Origin of the sequence: Roseomonas sp. E05 (genome assembly GCF_030063475.1) — a bacterium.
Classification (GTDB): domain Bacteria; phylum Pseudomonadota; class Alphaproteobacteria; order Acetobacterales; family Acetobacteraceae; genus Pseudoroseomonas.
Genome location: NZ_JASIRT010000038.1, coordinates 1 through 17,636 on the forward strand (window position 1 = coordinate 1; position 17,636 = coordinate 17,636).

The 17,636-nt window shown below is 68.5% G+C and carries 14 protein-coding genes and 3 pseudogenes; 10 read left to right on the forward strand and 7 right to left on the reverse strand.

Annotation, left to right across the window (positions count from 1 at the left end; translation table 11 throughout):
- The 5 genes and pseudogenes from QMO56_RS23300 to QMO56_RS23320 form a co-directional block, all read right to left on the reverse strand.
- Positions 1 to 346, reverse strand: a pseudogene (locus QMO56_RS23300) (transposase); the annotation flags it as partial.
- A 128-nt stretch (positions 347 to 474) separates the two neighbouring features.
- Entirely contained in the window at positions 475 to 1,065 is a 591-nt protein-coding gene (locus QMO56_RS23305) for a DDE-type integrase/transposase/recombinase (protein ID WP_408906549.1), read from the reverse strand.
- Between the two features lie 245 nt (positions 1,066 to 1,310).
- Positions 1,311 to 2,333, reverse strand: coding sequence for an IS110 family transposase (locus QMO56_RS23310; protein ID WP_283529651.1), 1,023 nt, complete (start codon positions 2,331 to 2,333; stop codon positions 1,311 to 1,313).
- 66 nt (positions 2,334 to 2,399) lie between these two features.
- A pseudogene (locus QMO56_RS23315) lies at positions 2,400 to 2,788 on the reverse strand (IS3 family transposase); the annotation flags it as partial.
- A 101-nt stretch (positions 2,789 to 2,889) separates the two neighbouring features.
- Positions 2,890 to 3,723, reverse strand: coding sequence for an IclR family transcriptional regulator (locus tag QMO56_RS23320; protein ID WP_283529652.1), 834 nt, complete (start codon positions 3,721 to 3,723; stop codon positions 2,890 to 2,892).
- Between the two features lie 162 nt (positions 3,724 to 3,885).
- Here QMO56_RS23320 and QMO56_RS23325 point away from each other — a divergent pair, with 162 nt between their 5' ends.
- The 10 genes from QMO56_RS23325 to QMO56_RS23370 all read left to right on the forward strand — a co-directional run bounded on the left by QMO56_RS23325 (position 3,886) and on the right by QMO56_RS23370 (position 14,979).
- The gene (locus tag QMO56_RS23325) at positions 3,886 to 4,701 is read left to right on the forward strand and encodes a transporter substrate-binding domain-containing protein (RefSeq protein WP_283529653.1); all 816 of its coding nucleotides are present in this window, start codon (positions 3,886 to 3,888) and stop codon (positions 4,699 to 4,701) included.
- 18 nt (positions 4,702 to 4,719) lie between these two features.
- Positions 4,720 to 5,535 (forward strand): amino acid ABC transporter ATP-binding protein, encoded by an 816-nt coding sequence (locus QMO56_RS23330; RefSeq protein WP_283529654.1) that lies wholly within the window; start codon positions 4,720 to 4,722, stop codon positions 5,533 to 5,535.
- Complete coding sequence (locus QMO56_RS23335) at positions 5,532 to 6,209, forward strand: amino acid ABC transporter permease (protein ID WP_283529655.1); 678 nt, start codon at positions 5,532 to 5,534, stop codon at positions 6,207 to 6,209. Before QMO56_RS23330 ends, QMO56_RS23335 begins: the two co-directional genes overlap by 4 nt.
- 54 nt (positions 6,210 to 6,263) lie before the next feature.
- A complete protein-coding gene (locus QMO56_RS23340) occupies positions 6,264 to 7,586 on the forward strand; it encodes an FAD-binding oxidoreductase (protein WP_283529656.1) in 1,323 nt (440 codons plus the stop codon).
- A 254-nt stretch (positions 7,587 to 7,840) separates the two neighbouring features.
- Positions 7,841 to 8,383 carry a hypothetical protein gene (locus tag QMO56_RS23345; RefSeq protein WP_283529658.1) on the forward strand — a complete coding sequence of 181 codons (543 nt, stop codon included), beginning with the start codon at positions 7,841 to 7,843 and terminating at the stop codon, positions 8,381 to 8,383.
- 143 nt (positions 8,384 to 8,526) lie between these two features.
- Positions 8,527 to 9,321, forward strand: coding sequence for an ImuA family protein (locus tag QMO56_RS23350; RefSeq protein ID WP_283529659.1), 795 nt, complete (start codon positions 8,527 to 8,529; stop codon positions 9,319 to 9,321).
- Positions 9,215 to 10,759, forward strand: a complete 1,545-nt coding sequence (locus QMO56_RS23355; RefSeq protein WP_283529660.1) for a DNA polymerase Y family protein — start codon at positions 9,215 to 9,217, stop codon at positions 10,757 to 10,759. Before QMO56_RS23350 ends, QMO56_RS23355 begins: the two co-directional genes overlap by 107 nt.
- A gap of 12 nt (positions 10,760 to 10,771) precedes the next feature.
- Positions 10,772 to 10,996 carry a hypothetical protein gene (locus tag QMO56_RS23360; RefSeq protein ID WP_283529661.1) on the forward strand — a complete coding sequence of 75 codons (225 nt, stop codon included), beginning with the start codon at positions 10,772 to 10,774 and terminating at the stop codon, positions 10,994 to 10,996.
- Complete coding sequence (locus QMO56_RS23365) at positions 10,993 to 14,202, forward strand: error-prone DNA polymerase (protein WP_283529662.1); 3,210 nt, start codon at positions 10,993 to 10,995, stop codon at positions 14,200 to 14,202. The genes QMO56_RS23360 and QMO56_RS23365 overlap by 4 nt, the downstream gene beginning before the upstream one ends.
- Before the next feature lie 375 nt (positions 14,203 to 14,577).
- Positions 14,578 to 14,979, forward strand: coding sequence for a VOC family protein (locus QMO56_RS23370; protein ID WP_283529663.1), 402 nt, complete (start codon positions 14,578 to 14,580; stop codon positions 14,977 to 14,979).
- Positions 14,980 to 14,991: 12 nt separating this feature from the next.
- Here QMO56_RS23370 and QMO56_RS23375 read toward each other — a convergent pair.
- Positions 14,992 to 15,941 (reverse strand): IS630 family transposase gene (locus tag QMO56_RS23375; RefSeq protein ID WP_283529664.1). Its coding sequence is split into 2 segments (ribosomal slippage): positions 14,992 to 15,602 and positions 15,602 to 15,941, totalling 951 coding nucleotides; the frame shifts between segments, so codons are not numbered across the junction.
- A gap of 289 nt (positions 15,942 to 16,230) precedes the next feature.
- Positions 16,231 to 17,602 (reverse strand): annotated as a pseudogene (locus QMO56_RS23380) (transposase).
- Between the last annotated feature and the right edge of the window lie 34 nt (positions 17,603 to 17,636).

Sequence of the window (17,636 nt, forward strand, 5' to 3'; positions counted from 1 at the left end):
GCGAAGCGTTCCGAGACGCCCAGTGCCGCTGTGACATGCCCCACTGCCGCCCGGCGGCGTGCGGCGCTCAGAAGTTTCCCGAGGCGGCTTCCTTCAGCACCAGCTTCTCCAGCGTCAGATCCGCCACAGCCTTGCGCAGTCGGCCATTCTCCTGCTCCAACTGCTTCAGCCGCTTCACCTGGTCCAGCTTCAGGCCACCGTATTCCGACCGCCAGCGGTAGTAGGTCGCCTCCGTCACCCCAATGACCCGGGCACCCTCGGCCACCGTCTTGCCCTGCGCCACTAACACCTCGACCTGGCGCAGTTTGGCCACGATCTCCTCCGGCTTGTGCTGCTTCCTCGCCATCTCAACCTCCTCCCCTCCGCGTCCCGCCAATCTCACATCAGCGGCGGTCCACTTTTAAGGGGGCAGGTCAGCTCTACGGGATCGCGCGTGGCATGCCCACCTTTCCTAGCTGGCTAGAGTGTCCCCCATTAAACCGGCCACGGGGCTGGTTGAGACTGGGTACGGATGAACTCACGGGGTGAGCGCATCCGCAAGCCTTTATGAGGGTGGGCCTCGTTGTAGTCCTCGAACCAGGCGGGGATCTGCTGGAGGACGGAGATGGCGTCCGGCCTTGGGTTTACGCGGGCATAGTCGCGCTTGAGAGTTTTGACGAAGGCCTCGCAGACGCCGTTGCTTTCGGGGCTGCGGACCGGCGTGAAGCATGGAACAAGGTTCAGCGCGGCGGCGAAGTCGGTCGTGTCCGCAGCGGTGTAGGCAGAGCCGTTGTCAGCGAGCCACTGGACGGGCTGCGGGGCGCGGATGGCGTCGAACCGGCGCTCAACGCAATCCAACATCATGTCGCGGATCATCTCGCCGGAGATGCCGCCGCCGGAGGTGGCGACCCAGGCGATGATCTCGCGGTCATGGGTATCGATGGCGAAGGCGACGCGGACGGCCTCGCCGTTCCAGCAGGGGATCTCGAGGCCATCGGAAGCCCAGCGCTGATTGGAGGCAGGGGCGATGACGGTGCCCTCGTGGGCGCGGATCGGCCGCCTGCCAGTATGGGGCTGAAGCAGCATTGAGAAGAGGCGCATCAGCCGGAAGATGCGCTTGTCGTCTAATCGCGGTCAACCTCGCCTTCGTATGACGTCCCTGTGCCGCGGACCTTGTCGTCTTCGAGGTCGAGACGGGCTCGCCTCATCATGGCCCTCGCCAGCTGGTCCCCCGATGTGATTCACGCGCTCCCTCGCGGGTCGCGTAAGCGGATCCGGGGTGACCTGGCCAGCGTCCCGCTCAGGACGTCTCCCGCCAGTGAGGCGGGAGCTCAGTGGGCTGGTGCGGCCTCGAACTCCGTACCGTCCAGCCAGATGCGGTGCAGGACCGTGGCCAGCTTGCGAGCGACGGCCACCTTCGCCTTACGGCTGCCGATCCGCTTGGCCAGGCTCAGCCCCCAGCCGCGCAGGGCGCAGTCCTTGCGCACCCGCGTCATCAACGCGTTCGCTGCCTCAAACAGCAGGCTGCGCGCTGTGCGGTCTCCCGCCTTCGAGATGCGCCCAGCCAAGTCGATCTCGCCGGACTGGTAGCGCTTCGGTGTGAGCCCGAGGTAAGCCCCGACGTCGCAGGAGCGCCGAAACCGGGTTGGGTCGTCGAGCGCCGTCACGAAGGTCAACGAGGTGATCGCGCCCACTCCCGGGACCGTCGCCAAGCGGCGGCAGACGTCCTGCTCACGCGCGATCCGCACCAGCTGCCGCTCGAGTGCCACCTTCCGTTCGCCCGCAACCTTCCAGGCGCACAGCAGGGCGTCCACCGCGTCACGCACCAACGGATCGTCCGGACACTCGGCGTTCACAGCCCGCTCGAAGGTTCCTCCAGTTCCTGGACCCAGAACCACGCCGAAGGTCTTCAGCAAGCCGCGGATCTGGTTGTAGAGGCCGGTCCGTACCTCGACGAGCTGGCGCCGAGCCGCCAGGATGGCCCTCACGCGGCAGCTTTGCATGCTCTTGATGGCCACGGGGCGATACCAGCCCGAGCGGACCACCTGGGCGATGCCGTGGGCGTCGTTGGTGTCAGTCTTGTTCACCTGCAGCGACAGGGCCGCGGCGACGTGGCGGGCGTGCAGGCACTCGATCGGGACACCCAGAGCTTTCAAGCCATGCCACAGCCAGATGGCAAGTGGTCCGGTTTCCATGCCGACCTTGGCGGCATCCGGCGCCCGCTGGCGCAGCGCATCGGCAATCGCGTCGGGCCGCGAGGGGCACTTGCCGCGCCAGGTGCGACGGCCTTCCGCGTCGAGGACGCAGATCTCCGTTTCCCTCTGCGACACGTCCAGGCCTACGTAGAGCATCATCGCATCCTCCAGCGCGTGGAACCGGGACAGAGCCTACCCCCACTCCGGATGCGATTAGGCCATGTGATTGAGCGGGGGCTCGCCGGAGCTGCGCCTGGCGCGGTTCAGCAGGGCGGTGACGCGGCGATAGCCGTAGGTGGGGCGTGCGTCGGTGATGGCGCGGATCTCGGCCAGCACGGCCTCGTCCTCGGCGCGGCGGTAGGGGCCACGCCGCGGCCGGTCGGGGCGCCGGAGCTGGTCGGCCAGGTTGGATCTGGCGACGCCGAGCGTGTCGGCCACGGCCTTCACCGGGAACCGCCCCGTGGCGGCGACGGCAAGCGCAACGCATGTTTTTTTGGGCGTGCGGCTTCCAGGGCCTCGCGGAGGATCTCGGTTTCCATGGTCTTGCGGCCGAGGAGGCGCTCCAACTCGCGCACCTTCGCCTCGAGCTCGCGGACGCGGCTCGCGGCCACCACGTGCCCGGTTCTGGTCCGACGGCGAGGACCGCGCTCGCACTGCCCTGCGCCTTCAGCTGTCCCCTGCCCCGCCGCTCGAAGGCAGGGTTCAGAGGATGGATTCAGCCCACCGGATCCCCGAGGCCGCGGTTCCGCCCCACACTGGTGGAGGACGGCGAGCCTTGCCTAGGCGCCGGTTCCGCGAAGAGGGCCTCGCTCATCCTAGACACCTCAGCCTTCAGCAGACCGACCACCTCTGGCACTCGGTCGGCCTCGAGCCGCGGCGCGATGGCGCCGATCCCGAGCGAACCGACGGGGTGACCCCGTGGCGACAGGATGGGCACGGCGACTCCCGTCACGCCCGGCAGGATCGGGCCCGCGTCGTAGACGTGGCCGTCTCGGCGTACCTGCTCCATGTCCCGCTCGCTGGGCACCTGCCCGCCGAGTTGCGCGATCCGGGGGGCGTTGTGCTCCAGGACGACCTCCCGCTCCTTCGGCGGCAGGTGGGACAGGATAGCAAGGCTGCCCGGCCCGAGGCCCAGCGGGGTGACCCCGCCGATGCCGCCCGTCAGGCTCCGGATCGTGTAGCCGCCGTCCTGCCTGTCAACGCAAACGGCATCGAAGCCGCTCGGGGCCATAAGGAAGACGCAGTCGCCCGTGGCCGCCACGGTCCGAAGGACCGAGGGCCTCGCGGCGACTACCAAGCCGCCGGGCTCGCGGTGCCGCGCCGCGAGACTGAGGAACCGGAGACCGAGGACGAAGCGTTTGTTTTCCGGGAGCTGGTCCACCAGCCCTCGCCTCGCCAAGCCTTGGACTAAACGGTGCGCCGTGGCGACGCTGAGCCCGCTCGTGGCCGCGATGTCGGTGATGCGGAGACCGTCACTCGCCTCGGCGATGGCGAAGAGGAGATCGATGGCCCGGTCGAACGCCTGGGTACCTGTCGCGCGGGGTGGCATGTCTTCCCAAAACCTTTTTCCACACTGTGGTAATGGCTCCGAGAATTTCCGCAAGATGTGGGAAACCGTTTGACACGACGGTTCGGGACCGGAAGGATACCGTTCAAGGTTTCGCTCCCGGTGCCGGGTGGATCCGGCAACCCTCAGACGGAGGATTGGTGGATGCAACTTGACCGGCGTGCACTCATGGCTCTCGCCCTCGGAACCCTCGCAACGGCCTCGTCCGCCCTCGCCCCGCCGGTACGGGCACAAGCCCCGGCCTCCGGCGAGACGGAGCTCCAGCGCATCGTGCGCACCAAGCTGGTCCGGGTGGGCGCGGTGGAAGCGGCCCCCTGGTACATGCGGGATCTGCGCAGCGACAAATGGATCGGCGTGGTTCCAGAGCAGGTCGAACTCATCTTCGGCAGCATCGGCGTGAAGGTGGAGTACGTGCCAACGCAGTGGGGCTCCGCTGTCGCGGGCCTGCAATCGGACAAGTTCGACATCATGGGCGCCTTCGTCGCGAACCCGCAGCGCGCGCTGGTCGTCGATTTCACGACATCTCCCTACGACGGCCGCAACGGATTGGTGGTGCTCAAGGGTGAGGTGCCGGACGGCGCCCCTTGGTCCAGCCTGAACAAGCCGGAAACCAAGGTCGCGGGCGTGGACGGCGCGGGATCCACCACCGCCATCCAGCGCCTCATCCCGGCGGCGACCTGGACCATGGTGCAGTCGAATGACGCCCTGATGCTGGAGTTGGACAGTGGCCGCGTCGACATGATCGCCTCCAACGAGCCGACGCTGCGCTCCTATGTGGAGAAGCGGCGGCGCGGGAAGATGGTGATGCCGACGCCGCTCATCACGACCGGGTCGAACTTCGCCATGCGCAAGTCGGTAGACGGCGAGCTGCTGCGCTGGATGGACACCGCCCTCGACTATTTCCGCAAGTCGGGCCAGTTGCAGATGATCGGCGACAAGCATCTCCTGGGCGGACCCTGACGACGGGCGGGAGCCGAGATGGACGTCCCCGCCAAGCCCCTTCTGACCATCAGGGGCCTTGAGAAGAGCTTCGGCCCCCTGAAGGTCCTCAAGGGCATCGACCTCGCCGTCCGCCGGGGCGAGGTCGTTGGCCTGATCGGGGCCAGTGGCTCCGGGAAGTCGACCCTGCTCCGCTGCATCAATTTGCTGGAGGCGCCGAGCGCGGGCGAGATCCGTCTCGATGGCCAGCGCGTCGGGTTCCGGGAGGACGGGTCACGCAGGCTGCGGGACGCCGAGGTGAGCGCGCAGCGCCGCCGCATGGCCATGGTGTTCCAGCAGTTCAATCTGTGGCCGCACAAGACTGCCCTGGAGAACGTCGTCGAAGCCCCCGTCGTGATGAACCGCCTGGGGCGGGAGGCCGCGCGCGCGCTGGGCCTCCGCATGCTCGAGAAGGTCGGGATGACGGCGAAAGCCGACACCTATCCCAGCCGACTTTCGGGAGGACAGCAGCAACGTGTGGGCATCGCCCGCGCGCTGGCGCTGGAGCCGGACCTCCTCCTCTTCGACGAGCCGACCTCCGCGCTCGACCCCGAGCTCGTCGACGAGGTGCTCAGGGTGATGAAGGCGCTCGCCTCCGAGGGAACGACGATGATCGTGGTGACCCACGAGATGGGCTTCGCCCACGAGGTCTGCGATCAGGTGGTCCTCCTCGCCGACGGCGAGATCGTCGACCAAGGCTCCGCGCGGCACATCTTCGAGACGACCGGCAATCCGAGAACGCGCGCCTTCCTCGAGCGGTACAGACGGTCCGGCCAGGCGCAGGCGGCGGCAGACGCAGGGGGGAACGTGGCATGAACGGCGCCTACAACTGGGACTTCTCGGTTGTCTGGGAATACCAGGACATGCTCGCCCGCGCTGCGGTCCTAACCCTCGGCGTGGCGGCGGGCACCATCGCCTGCGGTGTCGTCTTCGGCCTGCTACTTGCCATGCTTCGCCTGTCCCGCCTGCGCACGCTGGCCGCCGTGGTGATGATGGTAATCGAGGTCCTGCGGGCGGTGCCGCCTGTGGTTCTCGTGGTCTGGATCTACTACTGCATGCCGATCCTGACGGGCTGGTCGCTGAACGCCGTGCAGACCAGCATCATGGCGCTCGCGCTGTACTCCGGCGCGTTCTACGCGGAGATCTTCCGCGCTGGAATCCAGTCGGTGAGCCGGGGGCACCTGGAAGCCGCCTACGCCTGCGGCATGACGCGCTTCCGGACGATGACGCGGATCACCGCGCCGCTCGCCTTCCAAAGTGTGCTGCCGCCCTTCATCAGCCAGTGCGTGCTGGTGGTGAAGAACACCTCGCTCGCGAGCTTCATCGCGGTGCCGGAGATCGTCTACCAGGGCCAGCGGCTGAGCATCCAGACCTTCCGCCCTCTGGAGATCCTGACCTCCATCGCGGTCATCTTTATCGCGCTGATCATCCCGCTGACCCTGCTGGCCAACCTGGCCGAGGCGCGGATCCGGCGCAAATATTACGCCTGACCCGGCGCCGCCCGGGTTTGCCCCGGGATCCACGGCCGAACCCGAGGACAACCCATGCCATCCAGCTCCGGACCGCTGACCGCCGATTTCAAGGCTAAGCCCTACTGGTGGGAGGCGGCGGCGCCCGACGGAACCGCGTCCGGCCCGCTGCCAGGCGAGGCTGACGTCGTGGTGGTCGGCTCCGGCTTCGCGGGCCTCTGCTGCGCCCTGGAGCTGGCGGAGGGCGGCCACTCCGTGGTCGTGCTGGACGCCGAAGAACTTGGCGCGGGCGCGAGCACCCGCAGCGGCGCCATGGTCACCGGCGGGCAGAAGCTGGTCGTGACCGACGCCATCACTGGGCTCCCGGCGGAGCGCCAGGCGGAGATCCTGCACGACGCCAAGGAGTCGCTCTCCATGATGGAAGAGCGGGTTTCCCGCTACATGCTGGATGCCGACTACCACCTCTACGGGCGCCTGATCGTCGCGCACGTACCGAAGCACATGGAGAAGCTCACCCGCTGGGCGGAGCTGCTGCGCAGCCGCGCGGGCTCCGAGGTGGAGGTTCTCAGCACGGCCACCCTGCGCACCGAGTTGGACAGCCCGCGCTATTACGGCGGCATCCTCATCAAGGACTATGGTGGCATCCATCCGGCCAAGTACCATCGCGCGCTGCGTGAAGCGGCCCGCGCCAGGGGAGTGTCGCTGCAGCCCTACTCGCCCGCGACCGCCATCCGCAGGTCGGATGGAGGCTTCGTTGTCGCGACGCCGCGCGGCGAGATCCGTTCGCGGCACGTGATGGTTGGCACCAACGCCTACACCGGCGATGTCACCCCCTGGATGCAGCGGCGCGTCATCCCAGTGGGCGCTTACGCCGTCGCCACGGAGCCCCTGCCCGGCGGCATGGCCTCGGAACTCATCCCTAGGGCACGCATGGTCTCGGACACGCAGCGCGACCTGTTCTGGTTCCGCCAGTCACCCGATGGTACGCGCATCATCTTCGGCGCCCGTCCGTACCTGCGCGAGACGACGCCGGAGGCCGCGGCACCGGTGCTGCATAGGATGCTCGCCTCCGTCTTCCCGCGGCTGGCGGGCGTCCGCATCAGCCACGGCTGGCGCGGCAACGTCGGCATGTCCGCTGACCACGTGCCACACATGGGCGTGCACGATGGCGTCCACTACGCCCTCGCCTGCAACGGGAGTGGCGTCGCCATGATGAGCTATCTCGGCTTCCAGACTGCGCGAAAGATCATGGGCCGCCAGAACCGCCCCTGCGCCTTCGATCGCGAGTCCTTCCCGGCCGTCCCCCTTTACAATGGGAACCCGTGGTTCGTGCCGATCGTCTCCGGCTGGTACCGCATGCAGGACAAGGCCGAGCAGGTGGCGGCGCGCCTGCTCTGACGCGCAGACGCCCGCCGTGCACCGGGTCGTGATCGCGAAGAGGTTCTACGGCGCCGATCTCCGTAAAGGATGCCCAGCGACGCCAGAAGCTGAACCCGCGCAGCCTCACACCGACTGAATTTCGTAGCGGCTGTTGCCTCAGATGCTTTGCTGGCGAGTGCAAGTGACTGGCTGTGGACTACGACAGGTGACCCCCGTTGGCAAATGCAAAACCTGCGCCCGCCTGCGCCGTTCCACGTGGGAGAGGTGGCAACATGGTCGCTGCATCCAAGGCTCCCCCTGGCGCGCTCATCCGCGTCAACCGCGCCCCCGTCCTGACCCTGTGGGCCGCGGTGGTGGCCGAGCGCCTCGGCCATCCGCCGGACACCGCGTTCAGCCTGGCCAGCCATGTCGCGGGCACCGCCGCCCGCGCCAAGGCGCGACGCCTCGGCATCGCCGAAGAGAGCGAGCACCGACAGGACACAGCACCGGCGAAGCCGCGCGAGACGACGAGGCTGCTCGGCAAGGAGGTGCCGCTGGCCCATGACGCGGACGGCGTGGTGCTGGCCGACGCGGGCGGTGGCAAGCCTGCCCCCGCCGCCCCAGCGCGGGCCTACGTCGCCAGGGCGTTCGGCAAGCGCCTGGAGGAGGTTCGCGCGGCCATGCAGGCGCTGGCCGCCCACTATGCGTCGGACGAACTGAACCGCGTTGGCTTCCGGCTCTACGAGCACTTCCGCCCCGAGGTGCCGACGGATGTCCGGGGGTGGGGCGCCAAAGGTGAGTTGGACCTGGAGAAGATCAGGACGGCGGCGCCCTGAGACGACGGCTGCCGCTGCCGCGACTCGCCCACGACCCCAGCTTTCCCCGTTTTCCACACCATTCCCGGCCTGAGCGAGCCATCACGCTGCTTCCCTAAACCTTTTTGTTCGCTTTATGTTCTCTCCCCTGAGTAGAGGAAGCCATGGCGGCAACGGGCAAGGCAGCACGGTTGGAGGAACTGCGCGAGCAGGTGGCGCGGCTGGAAGGCCACGGCGCCGGGCACGCCCGCGCGGTGATTCCGTTTGGCGTGCCTGCGCTCGACGCCGGAGTGCCGGGCGGCGGGATCGCCATGGGCGCGCTGCACGAGGTCGCCGGAGCCGGTCCCGACGTCGAGCACGCCTCCGCGGCGGCGCTGCTGGCGGCAGGCATCCTGGCCCGGACAACCGGGCCGGTCCTCTGGGCCTCTGAGCACTTCGATCTCTTCGCGCCCGCCCTGGCAGCCGTCGGCCTGGAGCCCGCGCGCGTCCTGCACGTCGAGGCTGGACGCGATGTCCTGCTCGCCATGGAGGAAGGCCTGCGCCACCCGGGACTGGCCGGGGTGGTCGGCGAGATTTCCGGCCGCCTGCACCTGACCGCGTCCCGCCGCCTGCAACTCGCCGCCGAGTCGTCGGGTGCGGTGGCCTTTGCCCTCCGGCGCGGCCGCAGGCTCGGCGAGGCGCTGCTCCAGGAGCCCACGGCGGCCGTGACCCGCTGGCGCGTGACCTGCCTCCCCTCCCCGCCCCCGCTGCCCCACGCGCCCGAGACCCCCGGCCTCGGACGGGCGCGATGGCTGCTTGAACTCGTGCGTTGCCGTGGCGGCGAGCCCGGCTCCTGGATTGTGGAGGCCTGTGATGCGCAGGGTCATCTCGCTCTACCTGCCGACCTGGCCCACCGACCGGCTGCGGCGCCTCAACGGAGAGGCCGCGAGGTGCAGCACCTCCGCCGGGCCGCCAGTTGAGCGGCCGTTGGTGACGCGGATGCATGACGGCCGCCGGCAGGTCCTGGCCGCCGCCAATCGCGCGGCCCTGGCGCTCGGCCTGCGCCCTGGCATGGCGCTGGCCCACGCGCAGGCCATGGTGCCTGACCTCCAGGTGGCCGAGGCCGATCCCGAAGGCGACGCCGATGCGCTGGTCGACCTGGCGGCCTGGTGCCTGCGTTGGTCGCCGCTGACCGCGCCCGCGGCGCCGGAGGGGCTCTGGATCGATGCCACCGGCTGCACGCACCTGCACGGCGGCGAGGAGGCGATGCTGGCCGCCATCCTCGGCCGCCTGGAGCGGGCAGGCATCAACGCGCGGGCCGCGCTGGCCGACACGCCCGGTGCCGCCTGGGCGCTGGCTCGGTACAGCGCACGGCCCATCACCATCGTGCCGCCGGATGCGCACGCGGACGCCGTCGCCCTGCTGCCGGTCAGCGCCCTCCGCCTGGAGGACGACACCGTGCAGGCCCTGCGCCGCCTCGGCATCGACCTCGTTGGCCAACTTGTCTCCATGCCGCGTGCCCCGCTGGCGCGGCGCTTCGGCAGCGAACTCCTGCGGCGGCTGGATCAGGCGTTGGGGCGGGAGGCCGAGCCCCTCACGCCGGTGGTGCCGCCCGAGGCGGTCCAGCAGCACCTTGCCTTCCCCGAGCCGTTGCTGACCGCCACCGCCCTGGAGATCGCCATTGAGCGCCTGGTGGCCACGGTCTGTCCCTTGCTGGAGCAGGTCGGGCTAGGCGCCCGCCGCCTCGACCTGGTCTTTGAGCGGGTGGATGACGCCGTGCAGGTCGTGCGCGCCGGAACCGCCCGGCCGACCCGGCATGCGGCACACCTTGCCCGCCTCTTGCGCGAGCGCCTCGAGGGCGTGGATCCCGGCTTCGGCGTCGCGTCCATGCGGCTCGTCGTCACGCTGGCCGAGCCGCTCATGCCCACGCAGGCGACAGCCGCCCTGGACGGCAAGGAAAATGGCGAGGTGGACCTCGCGCCCCTGGTGGACCGGCTCGCCAGCCGCTTCGGTGAGAGCCGGGTCTTCAGCCTGCTGCCGGTGGAGAGCGACGTCCCGGAGCGCGCCGTGCGCCCTGCCCCGCCGCTGGCGCCGCTGACGGCAGCCATCTGGCGCAAGGATTGGCGGCGGCCGGTCCGCCTGCTGACGCCGCCGCAGCCGGTCGAGGCGCTCTCCGCCCTGCCGGACCATCCCCCGGCCATCTTCACCTGGCGCCGCATTCGGCACCGCGTGCGGCGGGCCGACGGGCCGGAGCGTATCGCGGGCGAGTGGTGGCGCCGCGACGGCGAGGTCGCCGCGGTGCGCGACTACTGGGCCGTAGAGGACGAGGACGGTCACCGCTTCTGGCTGTTCCGGCGCGGTGACGGCGCCGATCCGGCGACCGGCGACCTGTCCTGGTTCCTGCACGGCCTCTTCTGACAAGGACAACACGTGACCAACGAGCCCCCCCTGCATCCCGCCTCCGCCGAGGAAATCGCCGAGTCTTTGTCCTACGCCCTGCGGTACGACGGCCGGAAGCGGGTGCACCAAGCCGATGAGGCGATGGCCCGCATCACCGCCGAGCGCCTGGTGCGGCATCTCGAGCGCTGTGGCTACGTGCTGATGCGAAAGCCCGAGACAACGGCGCCGTCCACCACGCCGCACCACCGGCGGTGAGCGCGCCCTACGCCGAATTGCAGGTCACCACGAACTATTCCTTCCTGCGCGGCGCCAGCCATCCTCAGGAACTCTTCGCCCAGGCGGCCGCGCTGGGCGTGCCCGCCCTCGGCATCACCGACCGCAACAGCCTGGCGGGCATCGTGGCCTGTCACCGCGCCACCAAGGAATTCGGTGTCCGGCTGGTGGTGGGATCCCGCCTGGACCTGACGGATGGCCCTTCGGTTCTGGTGTACCCGATGGATCGGGACGCCTACGCGCGCCTGTGCCGCCTGCTGACTCTGGGCAAGGCGCGCGGTGGACCCGGCGCCTGCCTGCTGTCCTGGCGCGACCTGGCTGCCCACGCCGACGGGCTCCTCGCGATCCTGGTGCCGCCCTCCGCCGCCCAGGAATTGGAGGCTTGGCTCCAGAGGCTTCGGACCACCTTCCGCGACCGCGCCTATCTGGCCCTGACCCTGCTACGGCGCCCGGACGACGCGGTCCGGCTGCGAATGCTGGAGGACGCGGCGCAGGCGGCCGGGGTGCGGGCCGTCGTGACCGGCGACGTGCTCTACCACGACCCACGACGGCGAATCCTCCAGGACGTGGTCACCTGCATCCGCGAGCGCTGCACCATCGACGCCGCCGGGTTCCGGCGCGAGCGCTCCGTCGACCGCCACCTGCGCGAGTCCACCGAGATGGCGCGCCTGTTCCGCCGCCACCCTGAGGCCCTGGCCCGCTCCCTCGAAGTCGTCGAGCGCTGCCACTTTTCCTTGGACGAGCTCCGCTACCAGTACCCCAGCGAGGTGGCGGATCCCGCGTTGTCGCCGCAGCAGGCCCTCGAAGCCTTGGTCCAAGAGGCGGCGCCCGGGCGCTATCCCGACGGCGTGCCGGACGACGTCGGCGCGCAGCTTCGCCACGAACTCCGGCTCATCGAGGACCTTGGCTACGCCCCCTACTTCCTCACCGTGCATGCCATCGTGCGCTACGCCCGCAGCAAGGAGATCCTCTGCCAGGGGCGCGGCAGCGCGGCCAATTCGGCGGTCTGCTATGTCCTGGGCATCACCTCCATCGACCCGGTCCGCTCCGGCCTGCTGTTCGAGCGCTTCGTCTCCGCCGAGCGCCGCGAGCCGCCCGACATCGACGTGGATTTTGAGGGCGAGCGGCGCGAGGAGGTGATCCAGTGGATCTACGGCCGCTACGGCCGGGACCGCGCGGCGCTCTGCGCGACGGTGATGCGCTTTCGTGCCCGCGGCGCCGTCCGCGACGTCGGCAAGGTCATGGGCCTGCCGGAGGACGTCACCGGCGCCCTGGCCTCCCAGGTCTGGGGCTGGGCCGAGGACGGTGTGCAGCCCGAGCATGCGGCCGACCTCAATTTGAACCTCGCCGACCGGCGCCTGCGGCTGACCCTGGACCTGGCGCGCGAGCTCATCGGCTTTCCCCGCCAGCTTGGCACCCATCCCGGCGGCTTCGTGCTGACGCGGGACCGGCTGGACGACCTGGTGCCCATCGCCCCCGCCGCCATGGCCGGGCGGCAGGTGGTCGAGTGGGACAAGGACGACATCGACGAGCTCGGCTTCATGAAGGTCGACGTGCTCGGCTTGGGGATGCTGGGCTGCCTCAGGCGGGCCTTTGAGCTCATCGAAGAGCACCACGGCCACGGCCTCGACATGGCCACCGTCCCAGCGGAGGACCCGGCGACCTACGCCATGATCCGGCGCGCCGACACGCTCGGCACCTTCCAGATCGAAAGCCGCGCGCAGATGGCGATGCTGCCGCGGATGCAGCCCCGGACCTTCTACGACCTCGTCATTCAGGTCGCGATCGTCCGCCCCGGCCCGATCCAGGGCGACATGGTGCATCCCTACCTCAGGCGCCGCGAGGGACTGGAACCGGTCAGCTACCCGAAGCCGGAACTGCGGAGGGTGCTCGGCAAGACACTCGGCGTGCCGTTGTTCCAGGAGCAGGCGATGCAGGTGGCTATCCACTGCGCCGGGTTCACGCCCTCCGAAGCCGACCAGCTTCGCCGCTCCATGGCCACCTTCAAGTTCACCGGCGGCGTGTCGGTGTTCCGGGACAAGCTGGTCAGCGGCATGGTGGCGCGCGGCTACACCCAGGAGTTCGCCGAGCGCACCTTTGGGCAGCTGGAGGGCTTCGGCAGCTACGGCTTTCCTGAGAGTCATGCCGCCTCCTTCGCGCTGATCGCCTATGCCAGCGCCTGGGTAAAGTGCCACCATCCCGAAGTGTTCTGCGCCGCCCTGCTGAACAGCCAGCCCATGGGCTTCTACGCCCCCGCCCAGGTGGTGCGAGACGCCCGCAGGCACGGCGTCGAGGTTTGCCCCGTCTGCGTCAACGCCTCGCGCTGGGATTGCACGCTGGAACCCGCGCCGGGTTCACGGCTGGCGGTGCGGCTGGGCCTGCGGATGGTGAAGGGCCTGAACAACGCCGATGCCGCCCGCTTGGTCGCCCACCGCGGCGCCGAGCCCTACCGCAGCATCGAGGAGGTCTGGCGCCGCGTGCGCATCCCGCCCGCCGCCCTGGAGCGGCTGGCCGAGGCGGACGCTTTTGGCAGCCTGGGCGTGGACCGGCGCCAGGCACTGTGGGCGGTGCGGGGGCTAGCCGAGGCGGCACTACCCCTCTTCGCGGCGGCCGACCAAGGCCGTAGACCGGAGCCCGAGATCGTCGAGGCGCCGGTCAGCCTGGCTGCCATGCGCGAGGGCCAGCAGGTTGTCGAGGACTACCGCAGCACCGGGCTGAGCCTGCGGGCGCACCCGGTGTCCTTCCTGCGGCGGGATCTGGCGGCCATGGGCATGGTCCCCTGCGGCGACCTAGCATCGATCCGTGACGCCAAGCGGATTTCGCTCGCGGGCATGGTGTTGGTGCGCCAGAAGCCGGGCTCGGCCAAGGGCGTCATGTTCCTCACCCTCGAGGACGAGACGGGCGTGGCCAACCTGATCGTCTGGCCGTCGCTGTTCGAGGAACGGCGCCGGGTGATCCTGTCGACGGGCATGATGGGATGCCGCGGCCGGGTGCAGCGCGAGGGCGAGGTCATCCACGTCATCGTGCAGCAGGTGGAGGACCTCACCGAAATGCTGCAAGGCGTCGCACAGCGGGAGGGCGGTCGGGGGAATGCAGCAGATCTTGCCGTTCACCGGGCGCGGGACATCTACATTCCGGATCTGCGGCTAGGGTCGGAGATCAAGATTCCAACACGCGATTTTCGGTAGGTAGCCGGATCGATCTCGAGTGGTGAAAGCTGGCGGCGGACCACCAGCCGGCGGGCAAGCACCCAGGACGCGGCAATCAACAGGCCAAGTTGGCGACATGCCTCGAAGTCTTCATCACAGGCTTTGGGCTGGAATATTGGGCCCCGCTGAGCGCGAACCCGACATGGCCGGGTCTGGCCGAAAGCGGAACGGCGGCTTTCGAGCCCGAACGCTGGAAAGCGGACGTCGTTTCCGGAGGCACACCCGACGGCTGTCGACCTATAGCCGCCCTATGGCCACGATAAACAGCGGTGGGCCCGCCGGGCTGGTTACCGCCATACCGCCTGGACCAAGCGTAGAATTGAAATACATTTAGCCGCATCGAGGGAGGACACGATGACGAAGATCCTAGGAATCGATCATGTTGCCGTCACCGCCGCTAACCTTGAGGAGACTTGCGCCTTTTACGGCAAGCTGTTCGGAGTCGAAACTCAGGCGCAATATGTGTCTCAAGGCAGGGTGTTGGTCCGTCAGATCTCAATCGGTGGCGCTGTCCTGAGCGTGCATCAGGCAGGAAATGGGGTGGAGCTCGTTGCCCGAAATCCGACTATTGGCGCCGCCGATATATGCTTCCGCTGGAACGGTAGCATCGAAGAAGCCATTCAACTTCTGACGACGCATGATGTCGGGATTATCGAAGGGCCAACACCTCGCCGCACCGCTGACGGCTTTGCGAGCCTGTCCGTGTTCTTTCGTGATTTGGACGCAAACTTGACCGAGCTTATGGCTGCTACCTAGAGCATAATCTGATCAATCTGGTTCATACCCTGAGGCGGTGAAGTAGCTGGCGCACTCCTGTGGTGAGAACTGCGGGAGGGCGTCGCGGATGGCGTCCCAAAGAGCGTCGATGGTGCGGGTGGCAGCCTTGCGCAGGAGCGCCTTGAGCTTGGAGAAGGCATTCTCGATCGGGTTGAAGTCCGGCGAGTAAGGCGGCAGGAACCGCAGCGTCGCGCCTGCGGCTTGGATGGCTTCCCGGACGGCAGCACCCTTGTGGGCGGGCAGGTTGTCGAGGATGACGATGTCGCCCGGGCGCAGGGTGGGTGCGAGAACCTGCCGTGCATAGGCGGTGAACCACTCGCCGGTCATCGCGCCGTCCAGCACCATCGGCGCGGTCAGGCCAGACAGGCGCAGCGCGCCGGTGAAGGTGGTTGTCTTCCAGTGGCCGTGCGGCACGGGTGCCCGGCAGCGGGTTCCGCGCTTCGAGCGCCCATACAGCCGTGCCATCTTGGTGGAGGCGCTGGTCTCGTCGATGAAGACCAGCCGCTCCGGATCCAGGTCAGGCTGCGCCTCGAACCAGACCTCGCGTCTGGCGGCCACATCTGGCCTCAGTTGCTCGGCCGCGTGGGCGGTCTTTTTTTGACCGTCATGTCGTGGCGGTCCAGCAAGCGCCAGACGGTGCTCGGAGCCACTGCGACACCGTGCTCCCGCCGGAGCATCTCCGCCAGCTCCACCAGCGTGATGTCGACCCTGGCGTCCACCGCCGCGAGGATGATGTCCTTGTAGGCTTCAGCCCGCTGCGACCGGCGGTCGCCGCCCTGGCGGCGTGCCCTGTCCTGGCCGCTCTCTCGCCAGTCCTGCATCCAGCGGATCGCGCTGGACACGGAGACGCCAAACCGGGCCGCCGCGGCGCGGCGGGATGATCCCGCCTCCACGGCCGCAATGACGCGCGACCTGAGGTCGGAAGACAGCGCTCTGCTCATCCCAACCGACCTCCTCCCGGCCAGCAGGGTGAATCAGATTTTCAGCCGCCCGGGAATCCCTCTCCGACTCCGTCAGGTCAGATCATGCTCTAGATAACCTGCTGGCCTCGCTGTCACTTAGGTCGGCTTTCCAGCCAAGTCGGCCATACGCAGCCCGACCGGTCGCGACCGCTTTCTGGAACGCGGGCATGCCATGCGGATAGCAGAGAAGGGCGGATTCCGTTGACAAAGTCGGTGCTCGGCTCGGCTGAGGTCCGGGCCTGTCTGGCCTGGGTGGGCGCTTGCCCGATCAGGTAGGCATTGGCACTGGCCTGATCGGCAGCATCTTGGCCAGCCTGCGGAGGTTCTGGGCGGTTGCGGCGAGGAGGAACTCATCCTTGGCGCCGTTGGGACCTCGGAGGCGGAGGCGATCCAGCTTCAGGATGCGTTTGAGATGCGCGAACAGCATCTCCACCCGCTTCCGCTCGCGTTGCGAGGTGGCATAGGCATCGGTCCTGGCCAGATCACGTGCCAGATCCCGCGCGCCCTCATGAACCGAGCGCAGCACCTTCCGGCCAACATCACCTGGGCGGCAGCGTTCTCTGAACTCGCACGCATGGCAATCCACCTTGCGGGCCCGGTACCTGTAGAGCCCGTCAGCAGGCGGCTTGGCTTTTGCTTCCCGCCCGGGCTGCCAGAACGGCCGGAGCTCCTTCCCGCCAGGGCAGGTGTAGCTGTCTGTCCGGTGATCGTAGATGAAGTCGTCACGGCCGAAGCTGCCGTCGGTGCGGTTCTTCTCGAACACCGGGATATGCGGCTCGATGCCGCGTTCACGGACCAGCCAAGCTAGGTTCGCCGCGTCGCCATAGCCACTGTCAGCGGCAAGCCGCTCCGGCCAGAGGCCGAACCGCTCCTGCGTGCGGTCGAGCATGATCCGCTGTGCGGTCACCTCAGCCTGGCGCACGGCCGTTGTGGCCTCCACGTCCATGATGACAGCATGCTTCAAGTCGATGAGGTAGTTCGTGCAGTAGGCGAAGAAGGCCAGCCCACCATTGGCGCCGGTCCAGCGGGATGCCGGATCGGCCACCGAGATGAACTTGGGGGTGACCGGCGTTGCGCTACCAAACGCAGCGTCACCGAGCACCTCCAGGTACTCCTGCACGGCGCGGCCCGGGGCCTCGGCGGGCAGCCCGTCGCTGCCAGGTACCGAGCGCTGGCGGTTGGCATCCGCCTTGACCACGCTGGCATCGACCGCGAAGCCGTCCCCGCCCACCAGACCCTCGGCCATGCAGCGCGCGACCGTTGTTCTCCAACTCACGCAGGAGATTGCTGTCGCGGAACCGGCCGTGCCGGTTCTTGGAGAATGTCGAATGGTCTGGCACCGCGCCATCCAGGCCAAGACGACAGAACCACCGGTATGCCAAGTTGAGATGCACTTCCTCGCACAGGCGGCGCTCAGAGCGAATGCTGCAGCAGTCGCCGATAATCAGCATGCGGATTAACAGTTCTGGGTCGATCGAAGGCCTGCCCGTCTCGCTGTGGTAGGGCCGCAGGTGCTCCCGGATCCCATTCAGATCGACAAACCTGTCGATCGACCGCAGCAGGTGATCCGCTGGCACATGCTGCTTGAGGCTGAAGCTGTAGAACAGCGCCTCCTGCATCACTGCGCGCTCACCCATCATGGCCCAGCCCTCCGCCACCAGGAGAACTGAATCA